Genomic DNA, 18,202 nt, shown 5'->3' with positions numbered 1-18,202 from the left:
GCTACAGCAACGCGCTCAAGCGCAGCTGCGACGCCTGCGAGCAGAACACCAGCCGCGCATCCCCGGCCGACATCACCACGGGCACCAGATCCAGGCGAATGCGCGGCAGCAGGCGGTTGAGCATTTGCTGGCAATCCCGGCGCAGGTAGCTGTCTTCGCCGGTCAGGCGACTGACCAGGCGGAAAGTCAGCGAGTCCCGCGCCAGTACCAGCAAAATGTAGCGCCGTGTGCCGGTCTCGCGCAGCAGCCACACGCCGGTCGCCAGTTTCAGCAGCGGCGTGAGCGTCTCGATCAGCTTGTTGCGCTCCACGGGCACCAGGTCGTGGGGCACCCACTCGCCTTCTTCACCGTCATCGTCGCTATCGGCACGCTGCAGGGCATCGGCCTCGCGCCGATAGTGCTCGGCCGCGCCGCGGTCATCGCTGCGCAGGGCCAGCACGCTGAGCTTGCGCAGGCTGTACAGCTGCAACGGCCCGCGCTGCTCGGCCACCTGCCGCCACAGTGCTGCTGCGGCGTCCGGGCGCCCGGCCTGGGCATGACACTCGGCCAGCTGATAGCGCACCGCCGCGTCCGGCGCCTGCTGCAGTGCGTCTTCCAGCAAACGCAGCGCCTCATCGCCCGCCTCGCCAAGGGTGCGGTACAGCCAGGCCAGCCGGGCAATCTCGTGGCCCGACAGCGCACGGATACGCCGTTTGCGCTGCAGGTCGTGCTGCTCGGCCACCAATGCCTCGCGCTCGTCACGGGCGCGCTGGCAATGCCGGGCATTGTCATCGGCCTGCTGTTCGTCCAGGCGCTGCGCCAATGGCAGGTGCTGCTCGCCCAGCCAGGCCTGCGCCGCGCTGGGCTGGCTGCGCTGCCACACCAGTGCCGCGTCGGGCTGATCGGGTGCCCCTCCCAGCGCCGCCAGGCGGTCGGCCAGCGCCGGGTGGGTATCGCTGTCGTCGGTCTCGTTGCACAGTGCGCCATGCAGCCAGCTGCGGGCCTCGGCAATGTCCTGCGGCAGGCTCGGCGCACCGCTGCGGGCCAGGTCGGTCAATGGCGTGGCGCTGCCGGCAAGAAACACCTTGGGCCAGAACGCCTGCTCCAGTGCCCGCCCCTGCAAGGCCAGGCCGACCAGCGCCTCGCGCATCGCCTCGACCCCGCCTACCCGCGCCGCCTCGGCGTCGGCCTGGTACTCGCAGCGCCGCGCAAAATCCATGCTCACGGCCAGAAAACGCGGCACGTACCAGCCCACGAACAGACGCAGCGGCGCGCTCGACAACGAGCGATGGCGCTCCAGCCGCTCGCTCGCCGCCTGCCATTGCAGCCGTGCGAAATACACGCGGCTGGCATAGCGGCCATGACGCTGGGCGATGTGCGCGCACTCATGCGCCAGGATCGCCGCACAGGCCCGCGGCGACAGCGTGTCGAGCAAGGGCAGGCCCAGCCACATCACGTTGCGCGTCCTGCGAAACAGTACGTGGTGCTGGCGGATACTGGCGTTGAAGTCGTCGTTCAGGTACACCGCATCCAGCGCAGGCGCGCCGAGTGCCAGGCGCAACCGCTCGATTTCCTCGAACAGCTGCGGCGCGTCCACTACCTGCAGGGCGATGCCGTCCTCGCTGGAATCGGCACGCGTCGCAAAGGGCAGCTTGAGCATGCTGTAGCCGAACATGCCCGCTGGCAGGGTCACGAACCCGGCCAGCAGCCCCGCAGCACCGGGCAGCCACATGCACATCGCCAGCGGCAGCGCGCACAGGGCCAGCCCGCCCACCAGCAGAAAGCCGTTGCCCAGCAGCAGCCAGGCACGAAGTCGCAACCGTTGCAGTGCGGCCATGGGCGTTACTGCGCCGGCTTGGGCGGCAGGTCGTCGGCGCCGACCTTGCCACGCCCCAGGAACGCACCGAACACGCTGGTGACACTCTTGAGCAGGCTGTGGGAGTTGAGCACCTCGTACTGGACTTCTTGGATGCCTTCGTTGTCGGGCAACTGGGTCACGGCATGCTGCGCCCACTCGATGGCAGCGAAGCGGCTTTGCTGAACGCCCTGCCCGCGCAGGTAGGCCAGTGCGATCTCGGCACTGGTACGCGCCGAGACCCAGTCATCGTCACAGTCGACCAGCGAACGCAGGTACTTCACGCCGGTTTCCTGCTCTTCGGCAGTGCCGAAGTCGCGCAGCAGGATGCCGATGCGGATGCGCGCGCGCTGTTCTGCCCGCGACGATTGGCGGGCGCCTTCGAACAGGCGCAGCACCTCGTCGAGGTTGGCACGCACACGCATGTCCAGCTCGTCGTCGAAAAGCTTTTTCCAGGCCAGGTTGAACATGCTCTGCGGGCAGCCGTCCTGGGCACCGCGCTCCAGCCAGCGCAGGCTTTCGCCCTCGTCCACATAGCGTTGCGGGGCCTCTTCACGGGCACCGGTGTGTACCTCGTGCAGGAAATAGGCCGCGCCCGGCAGGCCACGCTCGCCCCATTGCACCGCCAGGAAGTAACCCTCGTCGTGGCGCCCACCGTCCCACAGGAATGACGGCAGGCTGACGATGTCCAGGCCCGAGTCCCCCAGGTCGTGTTCGCCCAGCACCCGCGCGCGGTCCAGCAAGGCCGGCACACACTGCGGGTCCTTGTCGAAACCCCACAGGCCGAACTGGTGACCGACAGCCTTGATCGCCACCGGCACGCCCAACTCGTTCATCGCGCACATGCGCTCGACCGCCACCTTGAAGGCACCGGTTTCGTCGGCCATGTTGGCCACCATGGTGAGGTAGACGAAGCTGTGGAACGGCCCCTCGACATGGCGGAAGTACTCGCCTTCGGGGAAGGCCTGCACGCTCGCGACCTGCATCGCCATCGCACGTGGCTGGTTGTCCAGCGAATAGCTGCAGAACTGGCCGAAGTAACCCAGCGCATAACCGCGGTAGGCTGGCAGCAGGTCGCGCTGCAGCCAGGCCTCGAAGTGCTCGAGGTACTCGCGTGCAGCGTTGAATTCCTCCTTGGCGGGGTAATCCTCGTGGATGTCGTAGAACGCCAGCCAGCGGATCGCATTGCGCTGCGCTTCGCTCAGCGCGGCGCACAGCGGCCCGCTGGCAAAGCCTTCGATGTCTTCGTAGCTGCCGCCCCAGCGCGGCAACAGGTAGTTGGCATAGTTGAGCAGCGCTTCCAGGCAGTCCGGGCGCCACTCCATCACGCGGTGCAGCCAGTAATCCTGCCCCTGGTCCATCTCGTGCGCCTGGCGTTGCGGCAGGCCGGCCGGCAGCGCCGTGGGGGCCTGTTGCAAGGGCGTCAGGCCGTAGTGGGCCAGGTGTTCGACCGCCATCTCCAGCAGTTCGGGGTCCTGGTTGTCGCTGGCCATGCCCTTGGCAGGCTCGCCACCGAACAGCGCGTTCAGCCACGCCGGCTCGTGGAAGTGCGCGCACAGCTCCATCAGGGTGACGCCTGCAGCCACCGGCTGCGGCGAACGTTCGAGCGCCGCCAGCAGGTGCACCGCCGACAGTTCACAAGCCAGCGCCGCGCCCAGCCAGCAGTCGTCGGTCACGCTGTTGGCCCAGCCGTTGCCGCGGATATTGCCGGCGCGGCCATAGCAGTAGTTGCCCAGGAACAGGCGCGGATGGAAGGCATCCGGGCAGGCGGCGACCCAGGCCTGCAGAAAGCGTGCGATCTCCGGCGCCGGGGTCACACTGAAGTCGAACAGCGTGCCGGTGCGGGCGGTGTCCAGATAATGGTGGGTGCCAGGCTCGGCGCTGCTCCACTCGGCCTGCAGGGCATCGAAGTAGCTGTTCAGCTCGGCGAAGGACTCGGTACGAACCAGGTCACGCAGGTGGAGGCGAATATGGGGAATGTTGTGCAAGTGGCACCCTTCAAGTCCGTTTTAGCGAGCGCGTTCAGCGCAAAGGCGCTCATGATGGCGGCGAAGGCTAAACGACACTACCGATTGGATCCAGTCCAATTGAAAAAATCGCGGGTGTTAATGATTCTCGACCGGGCGCGAACGGTACGGGGCATTGAAAATGCGGGCAGGTGGACGGCATGCGGGCAATGCCGAAGGCCATCGACCAGGGCATCCCTGTCGATGGCCGCGCACTGGAGCGGGGGTTACAGCAGCACGCGCAGGCACTGCCCGGCGTGGTACAGCGAAAAGCCGGTTTCGTAGAAGCCGGTGCGCAGCAACGGGGCCGATACCGGTTTCATCGGGGCGAACGGGATCGGCAGTGCATCCGGATCGTCCTGCAGCAGGTACTGTGCGAAGGCCTTGCCGATCACAGTACCGGTGGTGTTGCCACGGCCGTTGTAACCGGTGACCGCAACGATGCCCGGGGCCGGTTCGAACAGGCGCATCAGGTGGTCCGGGGTGAAGTCGATACAGCCGGTCCAGTGCATTTCCCAGTCGACCTTGCCCAGTTGCGGGAAGTAGTGCCCCTGGATGCGGTCGGCCCAGCTGCGCACGAACCACGCCGGCTTGTTGTCGACCCGGCCCATGCTGCCCAGCAGCAGGCGGCCCTGGTCGTCGCGACGGATGCTGCTGAGCACCGTGCGCGTGTCCCACGAGCCCTGGCCGTGCTTGAGCACGTTGTCGGCCGCAGCGCCCTGCAGGGGCTTGGAAGCCACCTGGTAGTAGTAGCCGCGAAAGTACTGCTTCTGCAACGCGGTCCAGTCGCCCTCGGTGTAGGCACCGGTGGAGATCACCACCTTGTCGGCGCTGACCGCGCCATGGGCAGTCTTCACCAGCCAGGCGCTGCCTTCGCGGGTGAGCCCGGTGACAGCGGACTGTTCGAACACCTGCCCACCCAGACGGCGTACCGCAGCGGCCAGGCCACGGGTGTAGCCCATGGGGTTGATGGTGCCGGCGCGGCGGTCGAGCAACGCGGCGGAAATCTTGTCGGTACCGCAGTATTCCTGGCACTGCGCACCGGTCAGCAGCTCGACATCGGCACCGCGTCGGCTCCATTGCTGGTGACGCGATTGCAGGTCGGCTACGCCGTTGGCGTTGTGCGCCATGTGCAGGGTGCCTTCGTTGCGTGCCTGGCAGTCGATGCCCAGGCGTTCGATCATGGCGAACACCTCGGCCGGGGCTTCACCCAGTACCTTGTTCAGGCGGCTGCCCTGTTGCTGGCCCAGGGTGGCCTCGACATCGTCGGGGCGGATCCAGGTGCCGGCATTGACCAGCCCGACGTTGCGCCCCGAGCCACCATGGCCGATGACACGGGCTTCGAGCAGCGCGACGGACTTGCCCTGCTCGAGCAGGTTGATGGCCGTGCACAGACCGGTGATACCCCCGCCGATCACGCACACATCGGCCTTGATCTGTGCCGTCAGTGCGGCGGCAGGCGCCGCAGGCGGAGTGACGAACTCCCACAGACATTCTTGACGCAGGTCGGTCATGGCCGCCTCCGTTGGTTGGCCTTGGAACGGGAAGTACCCTTCACCGGCAAGGCCGGCCCCTACACGGTTGCGGTAGGAGCCGGCCTTGCCGGCGAAGGGGCCGACGCGGTTATCAGTCGAACACGATGCCCTGCGCCAGCGGCAGCTCGCGCGAGTAGTTCACGGTGTTGGTCTGACGACGCATGTAGGCCTTCCACGAATCGGAACCCGACTCACGGCCACCGCCGGTCTCTTTCTCGCCACCGAACGCGCCACCGATCTCGGCACCGCTGGTGCCGATGTTGACGTTGGCGATGCCGCAGTCGCTGCCCGCCGCGCTCTGGAAGCGCTCGGCCTCACGCAGGTCGGTGGTGAAGATGCACGAGCTCAGGCCCTGTGGCACTTCGTTGTTCAGGCGCAGCGCTTCGTCGAACTCGTCATAGGCCAGCACGTAGAGAATCGGCGCGAAAGTTTCATGGCGCACCACCTCGCTCTGACCAGGCATCTCGACGATCGCCGGGCTCACGTAGTAGGCATCCGGGTACTGCTGCTGCAACTGGCGCTCGCCGCCGAACACGCTGCCGCCTTCATCACGGGCACGGGCCAGGGAGTCCTGCATGGCGGTGAACGAACCCTTGTCGATCAGCGGGCCGACCAGGTTGTCCTGGCGCGGGTCGCCGATACGTACCTTGGCGTAGGCGGCTTTGACGCGGGCCACCACTTCGTCCTTGATGGAGCGGTGCACGATCAGGCGACGCAGGGTGGTGCAGCGCTGCCCGGCGGTACCCACGGCGCTGAACAGAATGCCGCGCACGGCCAGGTCCAGGTCGGCGCTCGGGGCCAGAATCATTGCGTTGTTGCCACCCAGCTCGAGGATGCTGCGACCGAAGCGTGCCGCCACGCGTGGGCCGACTTCGCGCCCCATGCGGGTGCTGCCGGTGGCGCTAACCAGCGGTACGCGCGGGTCGTCGACCAGTGCCTGGCCGGCGTCGCGGTCGCCGATGATAAGCTGCGCCAGGCCTTGCGGCGCTTCGCCAAAGGCTTTCAGGGCTTTTTCGAACAGCGCCTGGCAGGCCAGTGCGGTCAGCGGGGTCTTTTCCGATGGCTTCCAGATCACGGCGTTGCCGCATACCAGCGCCAGGGTGGTGTTCCACGCCCACACGGCCACCGGGAAGTTGAAGGCGCTGATCACGCCAACCACGCCCAGCGGGTGCCAGGTTTCACGCATGTGGTGGCCCGGGCGCTCGGAGGCGATGGTCAGGCCATACAGCTGGCGCGACAGGCCGACGGCGAAGTCGCAGATGTCGATCATTTCCTGCACTTCGCCCAGGCCTTCCTGGGTGATCTTGCCGGCTTCGATGGATACCAGTTCGCCCAGTTGCGCCTTGTGCTCACGCAGCACTTCACCAAACAGGCGGATCAGCTCACCGCGACGCGGCGCCGGCACGTTGCGCCAGGCCAGGAAGGCCTGTTCGGCCTGTTCGATCTTGCCCAGTACCTGAGCCTTGGACTCCAGGTGCACCGAGGCAATCGCGCTGCCGTCGATCGGGGTGTGAACGGGATGGTTGCCATGGGTGTAGGCAGAGGCCGGTACACCCAGGCGGTCGAGCAATCCATCAACCATTATTCTTCTCCTGCAAGGCGGTGAGTGGTTGTAATTGGTGATGGGATCAGTATTAATCCGATCACTCTGGCGCTACAAACGACCTTTATTCTGCACATCATTCCGCCAGGTAATGATTCGACGGGTGAGTGATACCGCTATGTCCAAACGTCTGGTGCCGTCGATGGCCGCCCTGCAATGCTTCGAGGCGGCCGCCCGACACCTGAGCTTCACCCGCGCTGCGCAAGAGCTGCACCTGACCCAGAGCGCGGTGAGCAAGCAGGTGGCGCAGCTCGAAGACATGCTGCGCCATCACCTGTTCCTGCGGATCCGCCGACGCCTGCAGCTGACCCCGGCGGGCGCGCTGTACCTGGCCGAGGTGAACAAGATCCTCACCCAGGTCGACATGTCCAGCCGCTACATCCTGTCCTACGGTCAGCAGACCGAAGTGCTCAAGGTGGCCACCCAGCCGAGCTTCGGCGTGCGCTGGCTGATCCCGCACCTGAAGGGTTTCGGCAAGCGCTACCCGAATATACACCTGGATATCTGCAACGAGATGGAGCCTTTCGCCCTGCTGCAGAACACCGCCGACGTGGTGTTCTTCTATGGCCAGGGCACCTGGCCGGGGGCCACGTGCATCGAGCTGTTCGGCGACGAGGTGGTGCCGGTGTGCGCCCCGGAACTGCTGCAGGGGCACACCCTGACCGAGGCCGGCGAGCTGGCCGAGCGCGTGTTGCTGCAAAGCACCTCGCGCCCGGAGGCCTGGCACGAGTGGTTTCTGGAGCAGGGCCTGCACTCGACCAACAGCTACCACGGCCCGCGCTTCGATACCTTCTATATGTGCGTGGGCGCCGCGTTGTCGGGCTGCGGCGTGGCGCTGGTGCCGCGCTATCTGGTGGAGCAGGAACTGGCCGAGGGCAAGCTGGTGATACCGTGGCCCTACGCGATGCGCAGCAGCGGCGCGTACTTTGTGGCGTTCGCCGAGCATGCCGCCGAGGTACCCAAGGTGCGCAGCCTGGTGGAATGGATCCGTGAACAGGCGACCGCGCCGAGGTCCTGAATTACAGGAATGATCCCTCGAATTTTTTTCGCTTGTGCCCGGCCTGCATTCCTCGCTTTCATGTAAGGGTGACTTTTACCACCAGGAAGCTTTCGATGCCCGCTCAAGATTTCGTCAGCCCGGACAGCATTCGCGCGCAGTTTTCCGCGGCCATGTCGCTCATGTACAAGCAGGAGGTGCCGCTCTACGGCACCCTGCTGGAACTGGTGAGCGAGATCAATCAACAGGTGATGACCCAGCAGCCCAAGGTGGCCGAGGCGCTACGCTGGACCGGCGAGATCGAACGCCTGGACCAGGAACGCCACGGCGCCATCCGCGTCGGCACCGCCCAGGAACTGGCGACCATCGGCCGCCTGTTCGCGGTGATGGGCATGTACCCGGTGGGCTACTACGACCTCAGCTCGGCCGGCGTACCGGTGCACTCCACCGCGTTTCGCGCGGTGCACGAGCAGTCGCTGCACATCAGCCCGTTCCGCGTGTTCACCTCGCTGCTGCGCCTGGAGCTGATCGACAACCCGGCCCTGCGCGAGCTGGCCGCATCGATCCTGGCCAAGCGGCAGATCTTCACCCCGCGTGCCTTGCAGCTGATTGCCCAGTTCGAAGCCGACGCAGGCCTGAATGCCGCCGACGCCGAGGCGTTCGTCAATGAAGCACTGCACACCTTCCGCTGGCACCACGACGCGACGGTCACGGCCGAGCAGTACCAGCAACTGCACGACCAGCACCGCCTGATCGCCGATGTGGTGGCCTTCAAGGGCCCGCACATCAACCACCTGACGCCGCGCACCCTGGACATCGATGCGATCCAGGTCGGCATGCCGGCCAAGGGCATTCCGCCCAAGGCCGTGATCGAGGGCCCGCCACCGCGTCGTTGCCCGATCCTGTTGCGTCAGACCAGCTTCAAGGCCTTGCAGGAGCGCGTGGCATTCACCGACCAGCAGGGCAGCGAAGGGGGCAGCCATACCGCACGCTTCGGCGAGATCGAGCAACGCGGCGCGGCGCTGACCCCCAAGGGTCGCGTGCTGTATGACCAGTTGCTGGACGCAGCGCGGGCCGACCTGGGCGGCGTGCCGGCCGAGGCCAATGCCGAGCGCTACATGAGCCTGCTGGGCAAGCGTTTCGAAGCCTTCCCGGACGACCTGGCGCAGATGCGCGAGCAGGGGCTGGCGTACTTCCGCTACTTCCCGACCGAAGCCGGCCTGAGTGCCCGCGACCAGGCGCAGCGGCCGACCTCGCTGAGCGCGTTGATCGAAGCCGGGCATGTGCACTTCGAAGCCCTGGTCTACGAGGACTTCCTGCCGGTGAGTGCGGCGGGGATCTTCCAGTCCAACCTGGGCGAAGGCGCGCAGAGCGAGTACGGCAGCAATGCCAACCGCGACGCGTTCGAGCAGGCGCTGGGCAAGTCGGTGCAGGATGAGCTGGCGCTGTATGCCGAGAGCGAGCGGCGCTCGCTGGCAGCGTGTGCGCAGGCGTTGAACCTGCCTGGGCTGATTTAACAGCTTCGCCGGCAAGGTCGGCTCCTACACTGCAGGAGCTGGCCTTGCCGGCGAAGGGGCCCTCAATGCCCCACCTCAAACCGCCCCACTTCTGCCCGCAGCTGCCCCGCCAAACCCTCCAGCTCCCGCGCCGTAGCCGCCAGGTTGGCTGCCACCTCGCGCTGCTCGCTGTTGGCCAGCGCAATACTCTGCAAGTTGCTGCTCAGCAACGTCGCCGTGCTGCTCTGCTCCTGAGTCGCGGTGGTGATCGCGGCAAACTGCTGCCCCGCCGCCCGGCTCTGCTCGTCGATGCGCGCCAAGGCCTCGGCGACCTTGGCATTGCGTTGCAAGCCGTCCTCCATCAAGCGGTTGCCCTGCTCCATGGTGCTGATGGCGTTGCCGGTCTCCTGCTGAATGCTGGCGATCATGCCGGAGATCTCGTCGGTGGCTTCGCGGGTGCGCGCCGCCAGGTTGCGCACCTCGTCCGCCACCACGGCGAACCCGCGCCCCTGCTCGCCCGCCCGTGCCGCCTCGATGGCCGCGTTCAGCGCCAGCAGGTTGGTCCGCTCGGCAATCGAGGTGATGGTGCCGACAATGCCGCCAATCTCCTTCGAGCGCACCCCAAGGGTATCGATCACTGTCGCGGTGCTGCCCAGCGCCTGCGCGATCTGCTGCAACGAGGTGGACGCTTCGTCCATCGACGCACGGCCAATGCGCGTCTGCTGCGCGTTGTCCTGGGCCATGCGTTCGGTGCTGCCCATGTTGTCAGCGATGTTCAGGGAGGTGGCGCTGAACTCCTCGACTGCACCGGCCATGCTGGTGATTTCGCCCGACTGCTGCTCCATGCCCTCGCAAGCACCCGACGACAGCCCCGCCAGCGCCTGGGCACGCTGGCTGACCTGCTGCGAGGCATCACGAATGTGCAGCACAGTGCTCGCCAGCGCTTCGCTCATCTGATTGAAACTGCGTGCCAGTTGGCCGATTTCGTCGTGGCTGGCCACCGCCAGGCGGGCACTCAGGTCGCCCGCGCCCAGGGCCTGGGCCTGACGCACCAGGTCGGCCAGCGGCCGCAGCTTGCGGCGCAGCAGCCACAGGGTGGCGCCCACCGCCAGCATCATGGCCAGCAGGCTGCCAATGGCCAACCTTGCGCCCACGCTCCAGGTCGCGGCACGAATCTCGGCCTTGGGCATGCTTGCCAGTACTGTCCACGGGCCGTCGGCAAAGGGCATGGCCACGCTATAGAGGGTTTCGACCCCATCGTTCCAGAAGCGCCCTTCCCCTGCATGCGCAGCAAACCCGCCCAGTTGGTGGGCAGCCAGTGCCGTGTCGCTGACACCTGCCGGCGCTACCAACCAGTGTTGCTGTTCGTCCAGCAGCGCCAGCGACCCCGTCTGGCCGATACGGAAGCGCCGGAGGTTGTCGAACTGGGCGTTCTGCGCGTCGGTATAGTCGAAGCCGACGAACAGGACCGCGATGACCCGTCCCGACACGTCACGCACCGGTGTGTACTGGGTCATGTACGAGCGCTCGAACAGCACGGCACGCCCCACGTAGGGCTGCCCGGCCATCAGCCGCGCGTAGGCCGGGTGCTGGTGATCGAGCTGAGTGCCGATGGCGCGGCTGCCGTCCTGCTTGGTCAGCGATGTGCTGATACGAATGAAGTCCTCACCGCTGCGCACGAACACGGTGGCAACACCCGCCGTCATCTGGCGAAAGTCGTCAACCTCGCGAAAATCGTTGTTCAGCGCATGGTCCGCCAGGTACAGCGCCGGCGTGGCCACTCCGGCCACGCTGAGTGACTGGTCGGAGGCAAGCCGCAGCCCGCCGGCAAAGCGTTTTTCGAACAGGCCACTGAGGCGCTGGGTACTCTCGCGCAAGGTGCTGTGGAACGTGTCGAGCTGGTCGGCGAGCAGCCGTGCCTCGCTGGCCAGGTGTTCCTGGCGGGTGATCAGGTTGGCGCTGTCGAGCGAGCGCAGGGCAAACAGCGTACTGCCGGTAATGACGACCGCCAGCACGGCGGCCAGGGCAATACCGAGTTGCGAGGCAATTCGGGCACGGGGTTGGGACATGGAAGCTCCTGGCAATGGGGGCCGGATCATCCTGATCACGCTGCACCGTCGGCATGGGGAAGTGGAGCCATTCTGGTTGTGGCTCTCGACCCTACTGATTCGGCGGCGTCATCGATTACTTGAGTGCATCACAGGGATATTCTGCGCAAACGTTCAATCGCCGATGTTGGGCTCATTTGCCCCCAGTATCTGCACCTTGGGCAGGTCCATCGCACGGGCCTCGCCCTGCAGGAAGTCGCTGAGCCGGCGCAGACGCTCGCCACCGGGACGCGTGCGTGGCCACACCAGGTAGTAATTCAGCCCGCTGGCCACCGCCGTCGGCCAGGGCAGGCTCAGGCGCCGCTGGGCGACATCCTCGGCCACCATCAGCAAGTCCCCCATCGACACACCATACCCTCGCGCGGCAGCGATCATGCCCAGCTCGAGGGTATCGAACACCTGGCCGCCCTTGAGCGAGACCTGTTCGGTCAGCCCCATCTGCGCCAGCCAGCTGCGCCAGTCGCGCTTGTCGGGCGTGGGATGCAGCAGTTCGCAGGCCTTCAACTGCTCCACGTCCCAGGGTGTCTGATCAAGCAGCGCGGGCGCACCCACCGGTATCAGCAGTTCAGGGAACAGCGGGCTGACCTCCCAGTCCGGCGGAAAATGCCCGTCGCCCAACAGCACTGCGCAATCGAAGGGTTCATGGTTGAAATCCACATGGTCGACGTCCATCCAGGCACTGGTGAGCTGCACCTCGTTGCCCGGCTGCAAGTGGCGAAAACGGCTCAGGCGCGCCAGCAGCCAGCGCATGGTCAGGGTCGAAGGGGCCTTCATGCGGATCACCCCATCTTCGCTGTGCAGGGTGTTGCAGGCACGCTCAAGTGCGGCGAAACCCTCGCGCACACCGGGCAACAGCAGGCGCGCCGCCTCGCTCAACTGCAGGGTGCGGCCATTGCGCAGAAACAGCCGGCAGGCGAAGTGCTCCTCCAGCGTGCGGATGTGCCGGCTGACCGCGCTCTGGGTTATCGATAACTCATCGGCGGCACGGGTGAACGAACTGTGCCTGGCAGCGGCCTCGAACGCCCGCAAGGCGTAGAGAGGCGGTAAACGGCGTGACATGCGGGCGTGCTCCAGCAATGAAATACGGGTTGGCACGGATCATACTCACATGAGTTTTAATCATGCCAATGATCGTTTTTATCCTTTTGTGCAATGGCCCGCAAAGGCCGAGAATCCACGGCTCACCCTTCCCTTTTCAGGAGCTGCATCATGCAGGCTGCGCCCGTTACCGAACTCAAGGCATTGCTACGGCTGGCCGGGCCGCTGATCGCCTCGCAGTTGGCGCACATGCTGATGCTGCTCACCGACACCCTGATGATGGCCAAAATCAGCCCCGAGGCCCTGGCTGGTGGCGGGCTGGGCGCGGCCAGCTATTCCTTCGTGTCGATCTTCTGCCTGGGAGTGATTGCCGCCGTCGGTACCCTGGTCGCGATTCGCCAGGGTGCGGGCGACAACCCCGGTGCCACGCGCCTGACCCAGGCCGGGCTGTGGCTGGCCTGGGGCATGGCCATCGTCGCCGCGCTGGTGCTTTGGAACCTGTCGCCGGTGCTGCTGATGCTGGGCCAGACACCTGGCAACGTGGCTTTTGCCAGCCAGTTCCTGCTGGTGCTGCCGCTGGCCCTGCCCGGCTACCTGAGCTTCATGGCGTTGCGCGGGTTCACCAGTGCACTGGGGCGTTCGACGCCGGTGATGGTGATCAGCCTGGTCGGCACCGTGGTCAATTTCCTGCTCAACTACGCCTTGATCGAAGGCATGTTCGGCCTGCCGAAGCTGGGCCTGATGGGCATCGGCCTGGTGACCGCGCTGGTGGCCAATGCCATGGCCATCGCACTGGCGCTGTACATCCGCCGCCACCCGGCCTACGCGGACTTCCCGATACGCCAGGGCCTGAGCCGCCCGCACCTGCCGGCGTTGCGCGAGCTGTGGCGCCTGGGCCTGCCGATTGGCGGCACCTACACCGTGGAGGTCGGGCTGTTTGCCTTCGCAGCGCTGTGCATCGGCACCATGGGCACCACCGACCTGGGCGCGCACCAGATCGCCCTGCAGATCGTCTCGACCGCGTTCATGATCCCGGCGGGCCTGTCATACGCGGTGACCATGCGTGTGGGCCTGCATTACGGCGCCGACCGCCTGCTGGCGGCGCGTCAGGCCGGGCGCGTGGGCATCGGTTTTGGCGCGGCGATGATGCTCGGTTTCTCGCTGCTGTTCTGGCTGATGCCCGAGGCGCTGGTGGGGCTGTTTCTGGACCGCCAGGACCCGGCCTTCGCCGATGTGATCCGGGTGGCGGTGAGCCTGTTGATGGTGGCGGCGTGGTTCGAGCTGTTCGACGGTATTCAGACCATCGCGATGGGCTCGATTCGCGGGCTCAAGGACGCCAAGACCACGTTCCTGGTGGGGTTGGCCGGGTACTGGCTGATCGGCGCACCGGCGGCGTGGGTGTTCGCGTTTCCCATGGGCGGCGGCGCGGTAGGCGTGTGGTGGGGGCTGGCGCTGGGGTTGGCGTGTGCGGCAATCGGGTTGACGGTGGCGTTCGAGTGGCGGATGCGGCGGTTGCTGGGCAGTTCGCAGATGGCACAGGTTTCTGTACAACCTTGAGGGCCTGTTCGCCGGCAAGGCCGGCTCCTACCCTGTTTCGCGCATGCCGGCGACGGGGGCTACAGCGCCACTGCGCCCTGCCCCGCCCCCTGCACCAGATACTCGACCAGTTGCTCGATCGGCAACGGCCGGCTGATCAGAAAGCCCTGCACCTGGTCGCAGCCAAAGCTGCGCAGCAACGCCAGCTGTTCCTCGGTCTCCACGCCCTCGGCCACCACCTCCAGGTTCAGGTTGTGCGCCAGGTTGATCATGGCGTGCACCAGCTTGCGGTTCTCTTCGCGCTGCTCCATGCCACCGACAAAGCTGCGGTCGACCTTGAGCAGGGCGATCGGCAGGCTGTTCAGGTGCACGAACGACGAAAAGCCGGTGCCGAAGTCATCCAGCGAAAACCGCACCCCCAAGCGTCCCAGCGCGTCCATGGTCTGCTTGACCAGGTCGTTGCGCCGCATCACTGCGGTCTCGGTCAGCTCGAACTCCAGCCAACCCGCATCCACACCGTGCTCGACGATCAACCGCCCCAGCGTTGCCAGCAGTTGGCTGTCCTGAAACTGGCGAAATGACAGGTTGACCGCCATGTGCAATGGCGCCAGCCCCTGCTCGCGCAGTGCCTGCATGTCGCGCAGGGCACGCGAGATCACCCAGTAGCCCAGCGGCACGATCAGCCCGCTCTGCTCGGCCAGCGGCACGAACTCGCTCGGTGGCAGCAGGCCACGCTCGCTGTGGCGCCAGCGCACCAGTGCCTCCAGGCCGACGATGCGTCCGTCGCTCAGGTCCAGGCGTGGCTGGTAGTGCAGTTCCAGTTCGTCGCGGCGCAGGCCTCGGCGCAGCTCGCTTTCCAGGTCGGCCAGGCTGCGTGCGTTGCGGTTGATGCGCTCGTTGAAGATGTGAAAGGTGCAGCCCTGGGTGCTCTTGGCCTGCTGCATGGCGATGTGCGCGTGCCACATCAGCGGGTCGGCACCAGCCTGCGCACGGGCATGCGCCACGCCCAGGCTGCACCCCAGCAGCAGGCTTTCGCCGTCGATCCAGTAGGGTTCGGCTAGGGCCTCGGTGATGCGCTCGGCCATCCACTCGGCACGCTGCGGCTCGCGCCGGGTGTCGATCAGCAGGGCGAATTCGTCGCTGCCCAGGCGCGCCACCTGATCGCCTGCCTCGAGCTGGCGCTTGAGCCGGCTGACCACCTGCAGGATCAGGCGGTCACCGGCCTGGTGGCCGAGGGCATCGTTGGCGTGGCGGAAGTTGTCCAGGTCCAGGTGCCCGAGGGCCACACCGCGCCCGTCGTTTTCGGCCAGGCGTGCGGCCAGCAGGGTCTGGAAACCCTGGCGGTTGGCAATGCCGGTCAGCGGGTCCTGCTCGGCCAGGCGCTGCAGGGTGGCTTCGAGCACACCTCGCTCGCGCACATGGCGCAGGCAGCGGCGCAGCATGTCGCCGCTCAACTGCTCGAACACCAGCCAGTCGCTCACACCCGGCGGCGCCTCGGGCGGCTCCTGCTCCAGCAGCAGCACCATGGGCAGGTCGCAACGCCCGGGCGCCGGCTGCAAGCCCGGGGTGGCCAGCACCAGCGCGTTGCGGTCGCGGGCGAACAGGCTGTCGACCGCGTCCCAGCCGGGTGCGGTCACCAGCACCGCGCCACCGCCCAGCGGCAGCAGGCATTCACCAAGGGCAACGGCCCAGTGCGGCCCGTCCGCCAGCAGAAGCAGACGCAACGGTTCGACAAGCGTAGACAAGCTGGCTCCTTAGCACGAGAACGCGGTCAATGACGATGTGGGCGGGATGCTCGATCCTGAACCATCAAATGTAAATGGTTTTCACTTTAACTCACGACATTCCTTCGTCCTGATCCCGCGGTATTTCGCCACGCATCCTGCGGGAAAGTATCAAAAGCGGCAAATTAAGATCGCGTGGTACGTCACACTGTCAGACGGTCGCGGCACAATTGCTCTGCGCCTGCTAAAATGCCCGGCTATTTTTCAGCGACCCCCGGTTAACGTCATGTCCCGACTCAACCCCCGGCAACAGGAAGCCGTGAGCTACGTCGGCGGCCCTCTTTTGGTGCTCGCCGGTGCTGGCTCCGGCAAGACCAGCGTGATCACGCGCAAGATCGCCCACCTGATCCAGAACTGCGGCATCCGTGCCCAGTACATCGTGGCCATGACCTTCACCAACAAGGCGGCGCGCGAGATGAAGGAGCGCGTGGGCACCCTGCTGCGCGGCGGCGAGGGGCGCGGCCTGACGGTATCGACCTTCCACAACCTTGGCCTGAACATCATTCGCAAGGAGCATGAACGGCTGGGCTTCAAGCCGGGTTTCTCGATTTTCGACGAAACCGACGTCAAGGCCCTGATGACCGACATCATGCAGAAGGAATACTCCGGGGACGATGGCGTCGACGAGATCAAGAACATGATCGGCGCCTGGAAGAACGACCTGATCCTGCCGCCCGAGGCCCTGGAGAACGCGCGCAACCCCAAGGAGCAGACCGCCGCCATCGTGTATGCGCACTATCAGCGCACGCTCAAGGCGTTCAACGCGGTCGACTTCGACGACTTGATCCTGCTGCCGGTCAAGCTGTTCCAGGACCACCCCGACATTCTGCAGAAGTGGCAGAACAAGGTGCGCTACCTGCTGGTGGACGAATACCAGGACACCAACGCCAGCCAGTACCTGCTGGTGAAGATGCTGATCGGTACGCGCAACCAGTTCACCGTGGTGGGTGACGACGACCAGTCGATCTATGCCTGGCGCGGCGCGCGCCCTGAAAACCTGATGCTGCTCAAGGACGACTACCCGTCCCTGAAGGTGGTGATGCTGGAGCAGAACTACCGCTCCACCAGCCGCATCCTGCGCTGCGCCAACGTGCTGATCTCCAACAACCCCCACGCCTTCGAGAAGCAGCTGTGGAGCGAGATGGGCCACGGCGACGAGATCCGCGTGATCCGCTGCAAGAACGAGGAAGCCGAGGCCGAGCGCGTGGCCATGGAGATCCTCAGCCTGCACCTGCGTACCGACCGCCCGTACAGCGACTTCGCCATCCTCTACCGCGGCAACTACCAGGCCAAGCTGATCGAGCTGAAGCTGCAGCACCACCAGATCCCCTACCGCCTGTCGGGCGGCAACAGTTTCTTCGGCCGCCAGGAAGTAAAAGACCTGATGGCCTACTTCCGCCTGCTGGTGAACCCGGACGACGACAACGCCTACCTGCGCGTGATCAACGTGCCGCGCCGCGAAATCGGCTCCACCACCCTGGAAAAACTCGGCAACTACGCCACCGAGCGCAAGGTGTCGATGTATGCCGCCAGCGAGGAGCTGGGCCTGGGCGAGCACCTGGACAGCCGCTTCACCGATCGCCTGCAGCGCTTCAAGCGCTGGATGGACAAGGTGCGCGAGCAGGTCGCGCTGGAAGACCCGATCGCCGCGCTGCGCAGCATGGTGACCGACATCGACTACGAGAACTGGATCCGTACCAACAGTTCCAGTGACAAGGCCGCGGACTTTCGCATGGGCAACGTCTGGTTCCTGATCGAGGCGTTGAAAAACACCCTCGAGAAGGACGAGGAAGGCGGCATGACCATCGAGGAAGCCATCGGCAAGCTGGTGTTGCGCGACATGCTCGAACGCCAGCAGGAAGAGGAAGAAGGCGCCGAGGGCGTGCAGATGATGACGCTGCATGCCTCCAAGGGCCTGGAGTTTCCCTACGTGTTCATCATGGGCATGGAAGAGGAAATCCTCCCGCACCGCTCCAGCATCGAGGCCGACACCATCGAGGAGGAGCGGCGCCTGGCCTACGTGGGCATCACCCGCGCACGCCAGACCCTGGCCTTCACCTTTGCCGCCAAGCGCAAGCAGTACGGCGAGATCATCGATTGCGCGCCAAGCCGCTTCCTCGATGAATTGCCCGATGACGACCTGGCCTGGGAAGGCCTGGACGATACACCCACGGAAGTCAAAGCCGTGCGTGGCAATACGGCCCTGGCCGATATCCGCGCCATGCTCAAACGATAGATAATCCACCTTTGCCCTGGCTTGTTGCC

At 65.8% G+C, this 18,202-nt stretch carries 11 protein-coding genes; 4 read left to right on the top strand and 7 right to left on the bottom strand.

Going from position 1 to position 18,202, the window contains the following annotated elements; translation table 11 throughout:
• Position 1: 1 nt before the first annotated feature.
• The 4 genes from QMX96_RS03460 to QMX96_RS03445 all read right to left on the bottom strand — a co-directional run bounded on the left by QMX96_RS03460 (position 2) and on the right by QMX96_RS03445 (position 6,957).
• On the bottom strand, positions 2-1,816 hold the full coding sequence (locus QMX96_RS03460) for a M48 family metalloprotease (RefSeq protein ID WP_282361187.1): 1,815 nt from the start codon (positions 1,814-1,816) through the stop codon (positions 2-4).
• A gap of 5 nt (positions 1,817-1,821) precedes the next feature.
• Positions 1,822-3,822 (bottom strand): DUF4034 domain-containing protein, encoded by a 2,001-nt coding sequence (locus QMX96_RS03455; RefSeq protein WP_043863345.1) that lies wholly within the window; start codon positions 3,820-3,822, stop codon positions 1,822-1,824.
• Between the two features lie 245 nt (positions 3,823-4,067).
• Positions 4,068-5,354 (bottom strand): FAD-binding oxidoreductase, encoded by a 1,287-nt coding sequence (locus QMX96_RS03450; protein ID WP_255001351.1) that lies wholly within the window; start codon positions 5,352-5,354, stop codon positions 4,068-4,070.
• Between the two features lie 112 nt (positions 5,355-5,466).
• On the bottom strand, positions 5,467-6,957 hold the full coding sequence (locus tag QMX96_RS03445) for an aldehyde dehydrogenase family protein (RefSeq protein ID WP_043863343.1): 1,491 nt from the start codon (positions 6,955-6,957) through the stop codon (positions 5,467-5,469).
• A 139-nt stretch (positions 6,958-7,096) separates the two neighbouring features.
• On the opposite strand from QMX96_RS03445, the gene QMX96_RS03440 reads away from it, so the two are divergent.
• Together QMX96_RS03440 and QMX96_RS03435 are read left to right on the top strand one after the other, a co-directional pair.
• The gene (locus tag QMX96_RS03440; RefSeq protein ID WP_282361186.1) at positions 7,097-7,996 is read left to right on the top strand and encodes a LysR family transcriptional regulator; all 900 of its coding nucleotides are present in this window, start codon (positions 7,097-7,099) and stop codon (positions 7,994-7,996) included.
• A gap of 95 nt (positions 7,997-8,091) precedes the next feature.
• Complete coding sequence (locus QMX96_RS03435; RefSeq protein WP_088514606.1) at positions 8,092-9,492, top strand: VOC family protein; 1,401 nt, start codon at positions 8,092-8,094, stop codon at positions 9,490-9,492.
• A 62-nt stretch (positions 9,493-9,554) separates the two neighbouring features.
• Here the strand turns inward: QMX96_RS03435 and QMX96_RS03430 are convergent, their stop codons facing one another.
• Positions 9,555-11,540 carry a methyl-accepting chemotaxis protein gene (locus QMX96_RS03430; RefSeq protein ID WP_282361185.1) on the bottom strand — a complete coding sequence of 662 codons (1,986 nt, stop codon included), beginning with the start codon at positions 11,538-11,540 and terminating at the stop codon, positions 9,555-9,557.
• A 153-nt stretch (positions 11,541-11,693) separates the two neighbouring features.
• A complete protein-coding gene (locus tag QMX96_RS03425) occupies positions 11,694-12,638 on the bottom strand; it encodes a LysR substrate-binding domain-containing protein (protein WP_043863339.1) in 945 nt (314 codons plus the stop codon).
• 150 nt (positions 12,639-12,788) lie between these two features.
• On the opposite strand from QMX96_RS03425, the gene QMX96_RS03420 reads away from it, so the two are divergent.
• Positions 12,789-14,174, top strand: coding sequence for a NorM family multidrug efflux MATE transporter (locus tag QMX96_RS03420; RefSeq protein ID WP_058541723.1), 1,386 nt, complete (start codon positions 12,789-12,791; stop codon positions 14,172-14,174).
• A 59-nt stretch (positions 14,175-14,233) separates the two neighbouring features.
• On the opposite strand, the gene QMX96_RS03415 is transcribed toward QMX96_RS03420, so the two are convergent.
• Positions 14,234-15,898, bottom strand: coding sequence for a bifunctional diguanylate cyclase/phosphodiesterase (locus QMX96_RS03415; protein ID WP_058541722.1), 1,665 nt, complete (start codon positions 15,896-15,898; stop codon positions 14,234-14,236).
• 265 nt (positions 15,899-16,163) lie between these two features.
• On the opposite strand from QMX96_RS03415, the gene rep reads away from it, so the two are divergent.
• Positions 16,164-18,173: a DNA helicase Rep gene (rep, locus tag QMX96_RS03410; RefSeq protein WP_043863336.1), complete on the top strand. Its 2,010-nt coding sequence runs from the start codon at positions 16,164-16,166 to the stop codon at positions 18,171-18,173.
• The last annotated feature ends 29 nt before the right edge of the window (positions 18,174-18,202 follow it).

Source organism: Pseudomonas sp. PS01300, from assembly GCF_029960155.1.
GTDB classification, from domain to species: Bacteria; Pseudomonadota; Gammaproteobacteria; order Pseudomonadales; family Pseudomonadaceae; genus Aquipseudomonas; species Aquipseudomonas palmensis.
The sequence above is the reverse complement of the archived record's forward strand: the minus strand, read 5'-3'. Positions and strand labels throughout refer to the sequence as shown.

Excerpts from the sequence above, each read along its gene's own strand:
- QMX96_RS03460 (WP_282361187.1), bottom strand. The coding sequence starts at position 1,816 with ATGGCCGCACTGCAACGGTTGCGACTTCGTGCCTGGCTGCTGCTGGGC.
- QMX96_RS03450 (WP_255001351.1), bottom strand. The coding sequence starts at position 5,354 with ATGACCGACCTGCGTCAAGAATGTCTGTGGGAGTTCGTCACTCCGCCT.
- QMX96_RS03445 (WP_043863343.1), bottom strand. The coding sequence starts at position 6,957 with ATGGTTGATGGATTGCTCGACCGCCTGGGTGTACCGGCCTCTGCCTAC.
- QMX96_RS03440 (WP_282361186.1), top strand. The coding sequence starts at position 7,097 with ATGTCCAAACGTCTGGTGCCGTCGATGGCCGCCCTGCAATGCTTCGAG.
- QMX96_RS03435 (WP_088514606.1), top strand. The coding sequence starts at position 8,092 with ATGCCCGCTCAAGATTTCGTCAGCCCGGACAGCATTCGCGCGCAGTTT.
- QMX96_RS03430 (WP_282361185.1), bottom strand. The coding sequence starts at position 11,540 with ATGTCCCAACCCCGTGCCCGAATTGCCTCGCAACTCGGTATTGCCCTG.
- QMX96_RS03425 (WP_043863339.1), bottom strand. The coding sequence starts at position 12,638 with ATGTCACGCCGTTTACCGCCTCTCTACGCCTTGCGGGCGTTCGAGGCC.
- QMX96_RS03420 (WP_058541723.1), top strand. The coding sequence starts at position 12,789 with ATGCAGGCTGCGCCCGTTACCGAACTCAAGGCATTGCTACGGCTGGCC.
- rep (WP_043863336.1), top strand. The coding sequence starts at position 16,164 with ATGTCCCGACTCAACCCCCGGCAACAGGAAGCCGTGAGCTACGTCGGC.